The sequence below is a fragment of the Paenibacillus silviterrae genome (assembly GCF_030167925.1).
GTDB lineage: Bacteria > Bacillota > Bacilli > Paenibacillales > NBRC-103111 > Paenibacillus_G > Paenibacillus_G silviterrae.
On the sequence record NZ_JASKUT010000001.1, the window covers coordinates 2,231,706 to 2,248,421 of the forward strand.

At 39.7% G+C, this 16,716-nt stretch carries 13 protein-coding genes; 3 read left to right on the forward strand and 10 right to left on the reverse strand.

Annotated elements, in window-relative coordinates:
• Positions 1 to 4 precede the first annotated feature (4 nt).
• From QMO62_RS09895 to QMO62_RS09910, 4 genes are all read right to left on the reverse strand, one after another.
• A complete protein-coding gene (locus QMO62_RS09895; protein WP_284640752.1) occupies positions 5 to 829 on the reverse strand; it encodes a carbohydrate ABC transporter permease in 825 nt (274 codons plus the stop codon).
• A complete protein-coding gene (locus tag QMO62_RS09900) occupies positions 829 to 1,713 on the reverse strand; it encodes a carbohydrate ABC transporter permease (RefSeq protein WP_284640754.1) in 885 nt (294 codons plus the stop codon). The genes QMO62_RS09895 and QMO62_RS09900 overlap by 1 nt, the downstream gene beginning before the upstream one ends.
• A gap of 116 nt (positions 1,714 to 1,829) precedes the next feature.
• Positions 1,830 to 3,146, reverse strand: coding sequence for an ABC transporter substrate-binding protein (locus tag QMO62_RS09905; protein ID WP_284640756.1), 1,317 nt, complete (start codon positions 3,144 to 3,146; stop codon positions 1,830 to 1,832).
• A gap of 151 nt (positions 3,147 to 3,297) precedes the next feature.
• On the reverse strand, positions 3,298 to 4,275 hold the full coding sequence (locus QMO62_RS09910) for a LacI family DNA-binding transcriptional regulator (protein WP_284640757.1): 978 nt from the start codon (positions 4,273 to 4,275) through the stop codon (positions 3,298 to 3,300).
• Positions 4,276 to 4,661: 386 nt separating this feature from the next.
• On the opposite strand from QMO62_RS09910, the gene QMO62_RS09915 reads away from it, so the two are divergent.
• Positions 4,662 to 5,252, forward strand: a complete 591-nt coding sequence (locus tag QMO62_RS09915; protein WP_284640759.1) for a sigma-70 family RNA polymerase sigma factor — start codon at positions 4,662 to 4,664, stop codon at positions 5,250 to 5,252.
• Positions 5,227 to 6,282 carry a hypothetical protein gene (locus QMO62_RS09920; RefSeq protein WP_284640760.1) on the forward strand — a complete coding sequence of 352 codons (1,056 nt, stop codon included), beginning with the start codon at positions 5,227 to 5,229 and terminating at the stop codon, positions 6,280 to 6,282. The genes QMO62_RS09915 and QMO62_RS09920 overlap by 26 nt, the downstream gene beginning before the upstream one ends.
• A 519-nt stretch (positions 6,283 to 6,801) precedes the next feature.
• On the opposite strand, the gene QMO62_RS09925 is transcribed toward QMO62_RS09920, so the two are convergent.
• The 5 genes from QMO62_RS09925 to QMO62_RS09945 form a co-directional block, all read right to left on the reverse strand.
• Positions 6,802 to 7,281 (reverse strand): hypothetical protein, encoded by a 480-nt coding sequence (locus tag QMO62_RS09925; RefSeq protein ID WP_284640762.1) that lies wholly within the window; start codon positions 7,279 to 7,281, stop codon positions 6,802 to 6,804.
• Positions 7,282 to 7,344: 63 nt separating this feature from the next.
• Positions 7,345 to 8,067: a hypothetical protein gene (locus QMO62_RS09930; RefSeq protein WP_284640763.1), complete on the reverse strand. Its 723-nt coding sequence runs from the start codon at positions 8,065 to 8,067 to the stop codon at positions 7,345 to 7,347.
• Between the two features lie 176 nt (positions 8,068 to 8,243).
• On the reverse strand, positions 8,244 to 12,833 hold the full coding sequence (locus tag QMO62_RS09935) for an NACHT domain-containing protein (RefSeq protein WP_284640765.1): 4,590 nt from the start codon (positions 12,831 to 12,833) through the stop codon (positions 8,244 to 8,246).
• 167 nt (positions 12,834 to 13,000) lie between these two features.
• Positions 13,001 to 14,695, reverse strand: a complete 1,695-nt coding sequence (locus QMO62_RS09940) for a TniQ family protein (RefSeq protein WP_284640767.1) — start codon at positions 14,693 to 14,695, stop codon at positions 13,001 to 13,003.
• A complete protein-coding gene (locus QMO62_RS09945; protein WP_284640768.1) occupies positions 14,692 to 15,021 on the reverse strand; it encodes a hypothetical protein in 330 nt (109 codons plus the stop codon). Before QMO62_RS09945 ends, QMO62_RS09940 begins: the two co-directional genes overlap by 4 nt.
• Positions 15,022 to 15,184: 163 nt before the next feature.
• Here QMO62_RS09945 and QMO62_RS09950 point away from each other — a divergent pair, with 163 nt between their 5' ends.
• The gene (locus tag QMO62_RS09950; RefSeq protein ID WP_284640770.1) at positions 15,185 to 15,526 is read left to right on the forward strand and encodes a helix-turn-helix domain-containing protein; all 342 of its coding nucleotides are present in this window, start codon (positions 15,185 to 15,187) and stop codon (positions 15,524 to 15,526) included.
• Positions 15,527 to 16,191: 665 nt separating this feature from the next.
• On the opposite strand, the gene QMO62_RS09955 is transcribed toward QMO62_RS09950, so the two are convergent.
• The gene (locus QMO62_RS09955; RefSeq protein ID WP_284640772.1) at positions 16,192 to 16,695 is read right to left on the reverse strand and encodes a HEAT repeat domain-containing protein; all 504 of its coding nucleotides are present in this window, start codon (positions 16,693 to 16,695) and stop codon (positions 16,192 to 16,194) included.
• Positions 16,696 to 16,716: the final 21 nt, after the last annotated feature.

A 16,716-nucleotide genomic window follows, 5' to 3' on the forward strand; every position in this document is an offset into this window, starting at 1 on the left:
TTTTCTATTTAATAGATCCTTGCATGACACCTTGTATAATGTGTTTTTGTGCGAATAAATAAACAACGATGACCGGCAGCACGGTAAGCAGCAGTCCCGCCATTAGAGGCCCGTAATCAACGGAGTACGAACCGTAGAAATAAAATGTGGACAGCGGCAGCGTCCGTGAATTTTTATCGATCAGTACCAGGAAAGGCAATAAAAAATCGTTCCAAATCCACAAAACATTCAATATCGATATGGTAACCGTTGTAGGCATTAGTACGGGCAGAACGATTCTGAAAAAGGTTTGCGGCCGCGTGCAGCCGTCAATCATCGCCGCCTCTTCGAGCTCCGAGGGGATGCCTTTGATAAATCCGTGGTATATGAAGACGGCCAGCGGGCTGCCGAAGCCGATATACATATAGATTAGCGCCGCCTTGCTGCTCAGCATGCCGAGTGCACCATAGATTTTCACAAGCGGAATCATCAGCGCCTGAAACGGAATGATCATGGAAGCGACCATTAACAGGAACAACAGTTGGTTAAGCCGCGTATTGTTCCTTACGATATAATGCGCTGTCATGGCCGCGCAAACGGATATCAGCGCCACGCTGAACACCGTAACGATCAGCGAGTTCGTAAACGAATGCATATAATTCATTTTCTCGAAGGCGGTTGCGAAGTTCGACGTTTTCCATTCGACGGGGAGCGATAGCGGCCGGGAAGTAATTTCTTTGTTCGCTTTAAACGCGTTGACGAGAATCATCAGGAACGGTGTTACGAAGAGCAGCAGGATTAACGTCAAGACTGAGGTTTTGAACCATTGCAGCGATTGTTTGAGCGCCATTACGCTTCCACCTCCAGCTTCTTGCTGAAATACACCTGAAGCAGCGTGATCGCGGCAACCATCAGGAACAGCACGAACGCCTCCGCCTGCCCCACCCCGTAATCCCGGGACAAAAACGCCTTCTCATACACATGCATCGAAACCAGCTTTGTCGAATTGAAGGGTCCGCCCTTGGTCAACGACAGGTTCAGATCATACACCATAAACCCCCGCTGCAGCGATAAAAAGATACAAACGATGAACGAAGGCACCATTAGCGGCAGCACCATGCTCCGCAGCTTGGTCCACCCGGTTGCTCCGTCGATGCCCGCCGCCTCCAAAATGTCTCTCGGCACGTTCATCAAACCGGCAATGTAGATGACCATCATATATCCGGCATACTGCCAAACCGTTACAAGGACCAGTGCCCACATTGCTTTATCCGGCTGCGCCAGCCAAGACCCTTGAAGCAGCGGAAGCGCCAGCCCCTGTCCCATTTTCACCAATGCATGATTGAATACGAATTGCCAAATGAAGCCAAGAACGATGCCCCCTACCAGATTCGGCAGAAAAAAACCGGCGCGAAACAGGCTGCTTCCCTTGATCCCGGAGGTAAGCGCATAGGCAAAAGCAAATGCAACCGCATTGATCAGCACTACCGAAGAGAATACATACTTTAGCGTGAGCCCAAACGCTTGCCAAAATTGTATATCCTTAAAAACGGCGGCATAGTTGTCGAAAGCAACAAAGGTTTGCGTGGTCGATATACCGTCCCAGTTTGTGAACGTCAAGTAGATCCCATACAGAAAGGGAATGATCACCACAGTTATAAATGCGAATAGAGTCGGGCCGGTAAACAGCAGCCGGGACCTCAGCTTCGCCCACCCACCTTTTTCCGCTATCATGCAATATCCCTTCTTTCGTTGATTAAATCATAGCCTTGGACCGTTCTAAAAAAGAAGGTTAGCGGCGGATAAGTTGATCTTACCTTCACTTATCCGCAGCCTCCCAATTCAGAACCTTATTTTACCGATTTCCAGTAGCTCTCGATATCTTTGGCAAGCGTAGCCCGGTCCCCGGCTTTGCCGAGATATTTTTGCATGGCCGCCCCCACTTTGTTCCAATGATCTGCAGGCAGCGTCGTCATGCCGACGACCATTTTGCCTTTGCCCATGTAATCCTTAATCGACTTGGCCAGAGGATCCTGTGGCTCAAGCGCGATACTCTTGAATGCCGGAATAATATTGGCCTTATTCACAAGGAAATCTTGTCCGTTCTTCTCGTAGACGAGCCATTCCAGAAACTTCTTCGCTGCCGATTGCTGATCCGGCGTGCTGCGTTCCTTGTCGACAACCAAACGCTTGGTGACAGCGGTAGCGATCTGTGTATTGCCGTAGTCGTCCGCTTTGTTGCTGACCGGCACCGGAAAGAAGCCATATTTGCCCCCGGCTGTATCGGAGCCCTTAATATTCGGCCAAGCCCAGTTGCCCATGAACCAAAGACCGACTTCGCCTTTCGCCAGAGCCTCCGCACCATTCTCGTAGGTAGGAGTCAGCGGGCTCGCCTTCTCTTTGTTGTACTTCATCATCAAATCGAACGTATCGATCAGTCCGTTAAACACCGGATTGCTTGCCAACTTCGCATTACCTGATCTCAGCTCCGTGATGAATTTCTCCACCCCAGCGTAATCCTTCGATTGATCCGCATACAGGAAGTTCAAGTAGTGTGCCCCAAGTGACCAGTCCATCGGGGAGATGTGAATCGCACTCTTGCCGGAGGCCTCGATCTTCTTGAACAGCTCCTCAAGCTCGGCCGTCGTCCTAACCGTCGCCGGATCGAAGCTTCCGCCAACCGCTTTATCGAGCACCTGCTTGTTGTAGATGAAGGCAAAGCCTTCTACCGCAAACGGGAAGTCAAGCACCTTGTCTTCCGCTTTCGTAAGACTGTTATCGATCGAGTCGGCTACCCATTTCTCTTTAGACAGATCAAGTATCCGATCTTTGAATTTCGTAACATCGGACGGATCCAGCATAGTGATGGTCGGCGGATTCCCTGACGCGTATAGGGTAGATGCTCGTTCGAACGGAGATGTACCTGTGCCTGTAGTAAGGATTTCCACGGAAATGCCCGGATGATCTTGCTTAAACGTCTTTGCTGCTTCCTCCAGCGGCTGCTGGATCTCACCCTTCGAGTTAAGGAGAGTAATCTTTACTTCTTTGGCCCCCGAGCTGCTTTCGGCGGCACTGGAAGGTGCTGAGCCGCCGTCTTTGCCGCTGCAAGCGGCTGCCGTTACGGCAAGCGAGAGTGCAAGAGCGATGAAAGCTAGTTTTCTTTTCATTGAACAATCCCCCATTCGAATGAATTTGGTAATTAAATCGCTTACATGGGCCTATTATATATGTCAAAGGTTTGACATGTCAATCCTTTGACATACAATAAAATAAAAATGACGTTCTTCCCTACGTAAGAACGTCCTCCCGCTTCTTAGGTTACGTTGTTTCCCTCTCCACCAGCTCTACAGGAAGGGTCACGGCACGTTCACAACTCTCTCCCTCCACCTGCCTACGCAGCAGCTCGACGGCGAGACGGCCCATTTCCTCCAGCGGCTGCCTGATCGTTGTCAGCGCCGGAGTGAGCCAGCTTGCCCCGCTGACGTCGTCATAACCGACGATACGTACATCTTCGGGCACCCTGCGTCCGAGCTTGTGGCAAATTTTAATTATAAATGCAGCAATAATGTCACTCGTCACAAATACTCCGTCAATGTCCGGATCCTCGACCAACATACGTTCAATCATTTTCTCATATTGCTGCTGATCGAACACGTTCTTATCGGTTTGAACAACGATATGCTCGATGCCGTGCTGCCGTACCTCCTCCAGGAAAGCGTCCGTACGCCGGTTTGCCAGCAAATTCAGCTCCAGATTACCGCATATGTGGGCGATTTTGCGGCAGCCTTTGCTGATCAGCAAACGGGTTGCCAGCTGTCCTCCCATATAGTTGTCGGAACTGACATATGGAATACGCTCGTCGATTTGGCGGTCGAACGAAACGACTGCCCCCTTCAAATTTTTGTATTCATCGACTTCCAGTGTGTGACTTCCCATAATGATGCCATCCACCCGGTTCCGGCTCATCATGTCGATATACTCCCGCTCCTTGACCGGATCGAGCTGGGAGTTGCAAAGTAAAATCTTGCTGCCCATCTTGTAAGCATAATACTCAATATAGCCTGCTAGCTCGCCAAAAAAGGGATGCGACACACTCGGAATGATGAGTCCGATCAGATTCGACCGCTTGCTGAGCAGCGAACGCGCGATATCGTTCGGATGGTAATTCAGCTCCTCCATACATGCATAAACCTTGCGCCTTGTTTCCTCGCTAATATATCCCCGGTTGTTCAGCACCCGGGAAACGGTCGTTACCGAAACGCCCGCCTTCACCGCAACATCGTGAATGGTCGCCATAGCCTGCTCCTTGTCCAATGAAACTCAGTAATATTCAATACTATAACGTAATCGAATGAGTCAAGACAAGGCACGGCCGGCCTTCGCAAACTTGGCGAATTTCCGGCGGCTTGTTTATATACATATATTCATACTAGACTTTTGATCATGAAAAAGCTTATTACACTCAGCCGGTCCGCGAGGACTTCATCATAATGTGTATTGTATGATAAGGGAAGGTTTCTTACAGCGCTATTTTCTGCATAATGCAACATACAATTTCGATTTCCCTGAGTAGAGGGATTGTATTGAATAACAATCCTAATTTACCCATGAAGAGAACCGAACCTTTTTTCGATAAAGAGACAATATAGTGTGTAAGCTGCTTACTCAGGAGGGCCCTCTGAATGCAAAGTGAATACATGTACCAATTACTAATAAAAATGAAGGATGGTGATCAACAAGCGTTTCATACGATGTATGATGCCACTTATCAGGACATCTACCGGACAGTCTCCTTTCTGGTGAATCATCAGCAGGATCGGGAAGATATTATGAATGAGATCTATATGCAAATGTGGACCTCACTTGCCAACTACGATACGAACCGACCTTTCCGCTTCTGGCTACACGGCTTGGTAATCCGTCAAGTGCAGAGATTTCGGGTCAAGAGCTGGCGGAGATTCCGAATTTTTGAACGCATTCGTGCCTTTTCTCGGGAAGAGTCTCATTGGGATCAACCTACTGTGTTGATGGATGGGACGAACCAAATGATATCGCAGGCAATCCAAAAACTGACCGATAAACAGCGGACAGTGATTATCTTCCGCTTTTTTCACGACTATACTCTTGAGGAAATTGCAACTTTGCTCGATATTCCACTGGGTACAGTCAAGTCCAGATATCATGCTGGCCTTCAGTCGCTTCGAAAAAACTTATGGAATCTCCCCCCGGAAAGGATGGAAAAAATCAATGACTATCGAACGCAAAATTCGTAAACATCTGCACAAAGTGGGGGAAACTATGGAGTGTCCTCCAGCCATTTCCAAACGAATAGAACAATCCTATTCTCAATATTTGCAACGAAAAAGGAGCGAAATAACCATGAAAAAACGATTCGTTGGCGGAATAGTTGCTGCTGCGATTTTGATTCCAACCGCAGCATTTGCGGCCCCTCCCCTGATTGAAATGCTTACTAGAGCACCAATAACTGCTGAGCAGGTCAAGGTGGATGAAGTGGGCAAAGCAACTCTTGAGAAGCTGTATAGCGCAATTCCAGAAACAAAATCGTTTGAGATTATCGATGCTAGCAGCGTTCAAGGTGTCCAAACAAGCATCACATTGCAGGAAAAAGGAGGGATCGGCAAAAAGATTACCCTTCATACAAACGGTATTACGGGTGAGATTGAACACGTGAATCAAGAGAATTGGGAGCCTAAGGAGAAGCCGCTCACTGCTTTAACCGATAAGGAAATCAAGTCGAAGGTAGATTCTCTCATTGATAAAATGTATGGCAACATCGAAGAATACGAGTTTGCTATGGAGCAAATGGAGAACCCGGATCATAAAACGTTTATGTTGAATTACACCAAAAAGGGATCAAAAACACCGTTCTACCAGGTATTTGTTCAGGGCAATACAATCAGTGTTTCTCTGATCGGAGGGGAGACTGCACCTTCAAACATTAAAGTAGAAGGTTTCTTCTCTAGAAATAGTAAGCCTGATTATTTTGCTGATGCCTATTTAAATGATGAAAAACTGTTTTCTTTACTAAAAATTAGCCCAACGGATTTAAAGCAAGAACTAGCAAAAGGTAAATCGGTTGTGGAAATTGCAGCATCTAAAAATGTATCTAGACAACAAGTGGTTGATGTCATTGCTAAAACACAGGTTGATTTACAAATTCAAGGCGAAAATAGTGGCTATGTTCCAAAAAGCAATCTTTCCAACGAACAACTGTTAAAAGCTGTTGAACCAAAAGTATTGCAAATTATTGAACACAAAGCGGAAGCATCCTCGAAGAAATAACTAGTGAAGGGTAATAGATCACAACCATCGTAGGTGGTCGGGGACTAGTTGATTATAACCTCGACTCTAAACGGTGACCCGCAAGAAGGCATTTTCAATGAAAAATGTCCTTCCTGCGGGTTTTTAAGTTTCATGACTCTCTACTCTCTCTAAAAATTGTGATATTCCAGAATTGATTAGAATTTTCTATACACCGCGGCTAAAAATGGTGGTTTGTTGCAGAAACCGCTGGAAAAAAATTTAACCCTACTGTATAAATATACATAGATAAAACACTTATTTTCTTCATACGAGAGTCGGTATTTTAACGCCTCGACTTAGGTTCATGAGCATCCATCATGCAATAAATAATATGCTCTTTTCCACTAGCAAAATCCTTATCGCATTTCACATTAAGACTAATAAACGAAAAATAAGAAGGTATATCATATCTTCTTTTATTTTCCCGGTCAGGGTCGCAAAGAAGCTTAATTTTCGTTATTATAGACATATCTTCATCAGCAAAGAAGAATTTTAGTCTTAATCTGGAGAACTTCTAACCAGGTCGATCCAAGGATACTCATTTATTTTCCCTGCGTTTGTTATCTCACAACCTTCATTATAATTAGTAACATCTATTTTTCTATATCTTAACACATGTTTACCTAGTAAAAGCTCTTCCTTCACTGCATACGTTTTTGTTTCAGTAATCGCCACTCTAAGATTTTCTTCAAATCTTCCTAATTCATCATAATCTGGATATATCTCAATACCAGTAGTGTCAACTTCAAATATATAAATACTTGTTTTTTGGAAAGTTAACCCCTTTTTAAGAATTGATACCAATGCAAATTCATATGCTTTTTCAATTTCTAATGCAAGATAAACATAACCTGCGGATGTTTTTAAACTGAGCTCATTTTCATCACTCAAGCCATAAACACTATTTTCTTCATTGGTTGGAACTAACGCTCCGTCAAGTAAAATTTTATCCCCAGCTAATGTGCCATGATAAGCCAAAATGAACATCCTCTCATCATTATTGTTTTATCATTAAATTTCATTGTATAAAGCTAATTCAGTTTAATTACTTTCGTAATCACCTGTTCTTAGTTCTTTTTTTATTGTCACACGTAATTCGTCCATTTTATTTATAATAGTTGTTTCAAGCTCATTCATCTCTGTAAATGGAACTTGGTGAGAATGTAAAAACTGAAGTCCAGTCACATAACTTCTAAGCGATGAATTTATTAATGTAAGGAGTGCCATTACATTATCTGAAATATACAATCTTTTAGTTAAAAAATAATTATTTGCCTCTGTTAGTGATAGTCCTGCTTTCTGAATTTCAACCATTCTTAAATAATCTTCGATTTCTTGAATGAGATATGATCTGTTTTGTGAGGTGCATTCTTGCCATTTTCGTTTAAACTCATTTATCTTGTTTTCCAACAAATCAAAGTTCCTCAATCTTCTATCAAGATCATCTGAATTATATTCGTTATAATCTGGTCTATTTTGAAGTCCCATTAATCCTCTTATATGACCATCAGCATGTAGAAATTTATCATAAATGTTCATATATGCTTCATGCCTCTTCGTAGTATAAAGATTAAAGTCCTGCATTCTTCTTTGAAAATCAAATTTATTTGCCTCGGCAATTAGTTGTAATTCTTGCTTATGTGTTTCAAGCTTTTCTTTAAATTTGCTGTCAATGTAAGTATTTACTATTAGTTTTAGAAAAGTCCCAAGAATAACTAATGTAGCAGGTACGGAAATAATCAAAGTTCCCCAATCGATATTCATGCTATCACTCCCTTTAAGATGAAATCAACTAATCTACTTCTATATTTAAAGTATTACATCCACTCTACATTTTCAATTATTAATGATGCAACGACATAAAGCCTCTAGGTACTCCCGAGGCTTTTTATTATGTCTTTTTAGTAACTCTATAGAGATATTTAACCGGCCAATTTTACTCAAATAACTTTTACGATTTTCTGTGCACTAGTTATCCTGCTTTCGAAAAGCACATCCCAGGTGTCAAGGCATCTAGAAAATACATCATGATTATTGTCCTTAGCCCGGTCATACAGTCTTAATAGCAAGGTTATTGCATCCTCAAGCCAATAATCAAATCTGTATGAGGTTCTATCTTTATTATTGATAAAAGCTTCAAATAAGTTAAAAATAACATCACTGAAAAATAATAGGTCGCCCTCATACTCTTCCAAGTGGTGTATGAAGAGGGATCTATCGTTAAATGCATTTGATAATAAGTATCTATTTACAAGCTCTCTATTACCAGGCACTTCCAATATGTTAGACCTAAACATGCTCGATATCTCATCAGAAAGTTCCTCACAATCCTCACTTTCAATAAACTCGGTTAATAGTTGTCGACAAACATCGGAGGCATATGAATCACTAATATATTCTGATGCTGTTGACGCTACACTCTTTTTCAAGTATATATGACTGGAACTGCATTCCCTAACCAAATCTTCAAATAATTGATGAAATATAAAAGATGAAGTTACTAATTTTGCGCCGTGGGATGCAACTTCTACATTATCAGAATTAATCATCTTCCGAAACAATTCTTTATACATGGATTTATAAGATAATATTGTGTACGAAATAAAATGTGTTGCTTCCCTTGAGCAAACCGATCTGAGGTCACTTTGGGCAACAATAAAAAAGTTATCAATCGCCCATTCACGATCAATATTTAATGTTGGAAGCAATGCTGCTATAGATGACATTCTAACAACTGGGTGAGGGTCATTAATTAGACTTCTTATAGCGGGACAAACCTCTTTAAACAAACTTTGTTGGTGCCATAAAATGCTTCCGATTGCCTTCGCAGCCACTCCTTTTACGCAATTAATTGTATTTGTGTAAAGATCATCAAGACTAACAGTGGTCATATCATGATCCCAATCGGATTTATGCACATTTAACTTTCCAATCTCTAAGTCTGATTGGTTTTTAGCGATGTAAACTAACTTCGTTATTAGTTCTTTCGGCCATGGCTCTCTTTTCCTTTCCACAAACAACCAACATAATGCTTTTGCAGTTTGTGCGTCTTCTGTAAGTTTAAAATGTTCTATAAAAGCTAGTATCGTAGAGAATGAGGCCGCAGTCCATGTTTCTCTTAGTTCCTCTGGAATGCTTGATTCTGGTTCTTGTAATTGGAAGGAGTCTAGAATTGCTACTATATAGGATGGATGAATATCTTTTGGGAAACTAAGAGCTAGCTGCCCAAACCTTTCTGGTTCTAATTTTGCTGCAGTTGCCAATGACCTTGAGAACTGCCACACAGATGATTCAACCCAATTATCATCATCAATGCGCTTCCAATTAAATCCTCCCCGTTCAACAGGAAGAGTTTTTGTACTTACTATTTTAATCCATGATTTATTTTTAATTTTATAGAGGTTTCTATCCAGTTTAGAACCAATTGACCCGCCGCGCGTTTGAGTTTCATTAAGCAACTGATTTGGTGAAACATCATCAAATTTCCTTCGTAAACATCTGATCATCTCCCGGCCACTTTTGCTTAACAGACTTGGTTGTACTTTTGATAACAATACATATTGAGCATAGCCCCAATAATGATAATACAATCCATTTTTTCTATGCTTTAAGTAATTTTTAGCTTTTTCTAACTCATCTGGTTCATGGTAATTAATAATCCAACTTTCAAGTTTTGCTAACATCAATTGGCTGCAATTTGGAGATAGCCTTTCAATTAAAATCCCTACATTTTTAAACATAATATTATCAAAACGTCTTTCTGCTTCCATTAGATAAGAACGATTTATCAACCATTGAATACCGAAGTCTGAATATTCCTTAGGAAGGTTAGAAAGGCATTTAATCAGTATTAGTTGAACAATGAATGATTGACAATTCGCTAGCGAACTAATCTTCTCAATAAAAAGATTTGGCTTCGTTTGAGACATCGATTGACCAGCATATATTAAAATTTTTATAATCCCATTTATAACATCATATTCATTCTTTCTTCGTTCCCACTTTGTAAGTTTATAGTGATCATAATCATTATCGGTAAATTCATTAATATAGCGAAGTAAATAATCCCATGTTAATTCCGAATGTTCTTCTGCCATTTTCTTAAGAGACCTCATATCATGGTCGTGCCACTTCTCAATTCTTAATTTCTGTATAGCATCTAATCTATGTAATTTCATCATTTCATTGATAAGATCTAATGCTCTATTAGGATGTGATATGCAAATTGACTCCCATTTAATTATATAAGGGAATATCTGTTTCTCTGCTAATTTTAACCTAAATGCAAACAGTCTATCAGAATCTGTTGCTATGTCGAAGCCCATAACATTTGCAATATATTTCTCCCATTCTTCTCCCTTATACAAATGTGGTTCTAAAAGCTCAGCAACTACATCTGGCCTTACGTCTTTTGCATATCTAAGAAGAAGAAAGGCATTTTTTTGCCTATCCGAAGATGTTGTTATCCATTCATTAATAAAGCTGCTATTAACGAAAAGATCTATAACTTCTGGTTGATTAAATGAAAGGTCAAGAATATAGTATCTCCATTTGTCCTCTTGAACTAATTCAATCAACAGTTCATCAATAAGAATATCTTCATGAGCCATTGAGGTAATAACTTCTAGCACTAAATGTTTAAGATGGAAACGAACCTCTAATGAATCAAGTATTTTACTTATTATATGGATAACATTTTGAGTTTGCTCTTGAAGTAAAATATTTACTGCCTGCTTTAGTTGATCCCTTCTAAATAATGTTTGATTTTCTTTAGAACCAACCCAATGGAAAATGTCCTTACCCATGTCCATTTCCTCGACAATTTTAGTAGCAACTAAATAATCCAAATAGCTCTGGTGACAAAAACTTATACGTGATGCCTCTTCCTGAATTACACTGTTAGATTTTAATGCTTGTACGGCACTCTGAGAGAGCCCTAATAACAAGCGTGATGGGGCAGAGTTTTTACCAGAACTGCTCATAAAATCAGCCAATTTACTAAGAATATCTTTAATTTCAGTTGACCCAATACCTATTCGTTCTATTTTTTGATATATAAATTCCCAAAAACTTCTAAGTAGATCATAAGTGTTTGAAAAGTTATTTGAGTAACCTTCTTCGGAAAGCCGACACCACAAATATAAATTTTGGAGGTTTGATAATAGATTTATTTGCTTTTCCGTAAGGTGTTCATAAAACGAACCTACAATTGATTTAACAGCATTATAGTCAATACTAGTTACTTCTACTTTTCCCCAAATATCATTCCCGGTTGTATCTTTTCTTTGAAGCCAGTGTCTTATTTCTGGATCATGGTGTAGATCAAAAGTGCGACAAGAAATAACGATTTTAATGTCATGGCCATTTCGTCTTAAAGCAGATACTTCGTTCACCAGCTCCTTGCATACTTCTAGTGCATTTGATGAATGAATACTTGTCCACCGTATAGAATCTAATTGATCAATGATAACTACCGAGCTACGTACACCAGATACTGCTGATAAGCAAAACACTGGAGAATCAGGTAATCCCATTTCATTACCGAAATGTCGGGTAGTATTTTCGGGGATTCTCTTATCTATTCTAACAGCAAACACGGGTATATTTCGTTCTTGTAGCTTCTCTGTAAGCTCATAGAGTACACCGCTTTTTCCATAACCAGCGTCACCATGCAAAATAATGAATCCCTTATTATCCAACATTGATAAACATTGTTCCGTTTCATTACGCTTAATTAAGCAATCCCTTACAAATAATGGTTGGATTGATTCTTTAAATTCAGAAACCAAGTCAGCAATTTTGGGCCAAACTTTCATATTTGTCGACAGATTTTTTGCTAGAATGTCTTTTTTTTCAAGGTACTCAATCAGCATATCTTGATAAACGTTTTGACCAAAACACTCATTATCCTCGGCATAATTTGCCAGTAATTTCAAGACTGACTTTGCTTCACCAGTAAGTGTGTACCTGATTCTTGTGTGTATGTCGCTGTCATGAAAAGGAAATAGAACTATCCTAGTTCTAAGCAAATAACTAAAAGCTCTTGCTCTGTGGGTTTCATTAGTATAATCTAAAGATAACATCGAACAAAAATCCTGAAAAACTTTCGTTCGAGGTTTTCCAGTCCCAATAATCTGGAATTTATAAAAAATCTCTGGATCCCCATTTGAGTTTCTTGCACTATCACAGATATCACCAAGTTTTGTTACAGGAACACCTGATACGAAAACAAATTCGTGATTACCGGAACGATCCAATTGTTTTTGAAGATTCCCCAAAACACCAGCATTCCCTAGATCACTTACTGACCAATATTCTTTACTCCCGTTTCTAGCCTTACATTGATGAGCTTGTCTTGTACCACCAAATAACTCAAGCCAAAGCTCTGCTCCTTGTTCGTCCTCCCCAACTGCCTCTACAACAATTGAACGGATCGTACCATCTAAAATATCAAGCATTTTATTGGCAACCCAAAGACCCTCGTAACGATTACCAAGCTTGTCGGCGCGGCCACCTTTCTCGAATGCCATCTTGTCATCTCACCTTCATCAATGATGGATATAGTTTGATAATATGTTTATCCCCCAAAGCTATTCTTTAACCATGTATTTTTCGACTTAATCCGGCTAAATTCCTCCTTTTACCACTACTGTATTTAGTATGTTTGTCTCTCGCATTTTTATATATAGTAAAATTATTAGCAAGTACACCTTAAATTTTCTATTTCATCTTTATTAAATAAATATCTTTTTCTACCATCCTTTAACGTAACTATTTGAATAGGTTTTAGTTCTCCGCTTTCTATTAATTTCCATGCCCGTTTTTCCCCAATCCTTAATACTTTTAAAACATCAGATAAGTAATATCCATGCGAGTCGATTTGTTCCTTTCTGATAATTGCAACACATTCTTCAAGTTCCCTCTCCGAATAATTGTTATTTGCCAATGTTCCATCAACCACATTAGTTCGAGGTCTCAGCATTCCAGCCTTAGTAAAATTGATGATTCGAACAATGGACATCCCACACACGGAATATTTCAATAACGCTTCATGAAACCCAATCCCCTTAACTTTTCCTTTTACAAATCTGCCGCGGCACTCCTTCATAAGGTTTTTTACCTCTGTAATTGATAACGCCTCAAATCGATGTGTGGGTTTACGATAAGTTTTCAAAATTCCAGCAGATATCAATTTAGGAATAGAGTCTTTTTGAATACCGAGTATTAAAGCAGCTTCTTGCTTTGTAATTAGGTGTTGAGTTTCATGTAAAACACTTTCGAACGAGTTTTTATCTACAAGGTATTTGGAATGGCTTCCACCATCAAGAATTTGCATGGTTACTTCATTCTGTTTGTTCAATTCGGTAATCGTTCCATAACTCATACCGACAGCGGTACGTATTTTATCCTTACGCAAATATTTACGTCGCTTTAATAACTCTGGCTGCTTCTTGAATACCGAGAAATCTTTACGAACAATGCCCTGATCTATCTTCTCAAGCCAAAACTTATGATAGGCCGATATAATTTCCGATAGTGACTCAAATTCCAACACCTTCTCAAATTGTTTTTTCTGTTCATACATGGTCGGAGGGTGCTTTAAAGCGCGAAAGTCGTCTAATACTTTATAGAAGTTATTAGGAAAATCCATATACATCCAAAATGCGTTACTAAAAGCATGAGCCTGCGTTTTACTGCTTCTATTGTCATCCTTTTGTTTAGAGAAGGCCTTTATCATTAGTTCATCACCTAAGTAACTATTCATTCCCTCGAGTAAATGGTAACTGGCGGAGAATATATCTAAAGTGTCTCTAAAAGATAATGAAAGGAACGGCTGCGAATAATCTGAATTGAAGCAAGACTCGTAAAGAAATGTCTGTGACTTTAAAATGACGTCATTCTCAATTGCTATGGGATGAGCATCTTTATATAAGTATCCACATTGACATTTCTCAGAAAGTAAATTCCGTAGTAAGATTTTTCCCTTACAGGAACTACACTCTTCTAACAAGAACATCTGATGTTTAACGCAAATATTTAAAGGATAACAGCTCCAGGTGTACTTGTGAATTCTATCTTCCTGAAAACAATAAGGGCAGTATTTAACCCGATTCTTCATGATGAATTTAGCAAAATGATTAATGCCAAGCATTTGTTCTAATCTGTAACAAGTATGATCCTGCAATGTTTCGAACGGTAGTCCGGTCATTCCTTGAAGAAGGAGTAACTGGTGAGGAGAAAACTCGTTGTTGTTTAAGCGATTCATTTTGATATTTAGTGCGGTGGCTATTGTGGAGACCGATGGATAGTGATTGGCAATCGATATCCTATGTACGAAGCTGGCGAGACTCTCATGAGCTCTTATATCCGGTCGATTTCGAAGCAGATTCATTTGCTTCGCTTTCTATTTTTTCTTCTTCTCCATCTTGCCTTAAGTTCAACAAAATCGGAGAAATACAACTGAACGGATGCTTCTTCAGTTGGCGTTTGGTCGGGAACCTTTACCGCACGAACTAAGCCAATACCTTCAATAAGTAGTATAAGAGTACTGGGATCGTCCGGATTGAAACAAACAGGAATTGATTGTAGTTCCTTCTCATTATTCAGGAACCATTGCTGCTTAATTGCTAAGGCTGTAGTAAATAAACTGCCGTTGAAACTAATACCTTCTTTCGTAATCGTCGCATAGTCTAAAGGAAGTATCTCACGTGAAAGCATTTTATCACCATCCTATATCTATTAATCTATCAATCTATTATTAAGTATTATGTCCTACAAACACAGTAATGATACATATTTGTATCAATATTTATTTTGATAACAATCACTGTATGTTTCTCGTTAGGACCTTTGTCTACACTTCTCTATAAGAGGTGTAGTCATGTCCGAAAACATTCTAAAATTTGTGGGCGCCAGGATCCGAGATTTACGGAAAGAAAAAGGCCTTTCCCAGGAGCAGCTTGGGGAAAAGGCCGGCTTTCACTTTTCTTACATAGGTGGTATCGAACGGGCTGAGAAGAACATTTCTTTACTGAATTTATCGAAAATCACTGAAGCCTTAGACGTCCAGATTCATGAGCTTTTTAATTACTCTAAAAACATAGACATTCCGGTTTCAGAGAAGGAAGAGGACATTCAAGAAGTCGTTCAATTGCTACTTCGGCGTGACATCAAGGATGTAAAAAAAGCAAAAACAATCCTGAAAGAGGTTTTTAAAGATTAAAAAGAGGGCAGCTACGCAGGATCTTCCTAAAGATCCTAGGTGGTTGCCCTTTGTAAATTACAAACACTGTTGCGCACTTATTCAAATTTCAGGCAGTATTAACTTCAACTAGTTCAACTCAAATCAAAAGTGGTCCAACCGGCATTAAGAATTTCCATTTGTAAATCCATGAACTTTTCCTTTGCTCTAAAACCAGTAAACTCAATCTTAGTAAACGGCTTAGTGAAAAAGGTAAAATAACATGGTTTTCCACAAATATCGCGGCGCCCAATACATTTGCTTCTGTATCTAAACTCTGCGGCTTCGTCATCGGTCCAATTATTTGTTCTCTTGTTGTACATAATCCAATGTTCATTACATACCTTGAAATCAATAAATATGCTGTTATTGGAGTCATCAAGATACGTTAACCCTTCGGAGGTTACATTTAAAATTTTCAATTATGTACCACGCTCCAATTGTCAGTTAATGATCTACTACTGGTACTGTACGAACATTGGGACAATAATGCGATAGAACCTCAATTACCTCGTTATTCGTAATGAACACGAAATGACAAATGTCCCAAGTCTTTGCTGTAGGATTACAACCTACTTTAATAATTGGCTTTGTCATTCGAATGTTGATATTTTGACCATTAGAAAACCGCCTTTGTAATATATGGTTTATATTTCCTTAAGAGAAATTAACTTTTCTAAAATATCTGAATGTATATCGTGTTGGCGTTCTATTTCGTCTATACGCGCTCTTACTTTTTGAATACATCTTAACAATACATCGTCTGATATCCCTGAATGAATTTTCTCCATAATGAGTTCGTAAGCATGAAACTGGACTTCGAAATTACCTGTTATCAAATGATAAACCAGCATTTCTAAATGAGGAGAACAATCAAATGGTTTCAATGCATAAAACAATGTACCTCTTGCTCCCAGTGTTATTGGATGATTTATCATTTCTACCAGTGGCTCAACGGCTTGCTCGTTCCCGATATCACTTAAAGTAATTGCAATAGAATTTCTTAAAACGTTGCTCTGCGTGGTTTTTAAAAACTCGATAAGCAGGGGAATAGCTTCTTCGAGTTTAAGTTCACTTATTTCCTCCAACATGCTTTCAACTGTATTCATTTTGTTACTTTCAATTGCTTCTCGTAATAATTCTAAATTCACGCTTTTATCCGTCCCCTTATG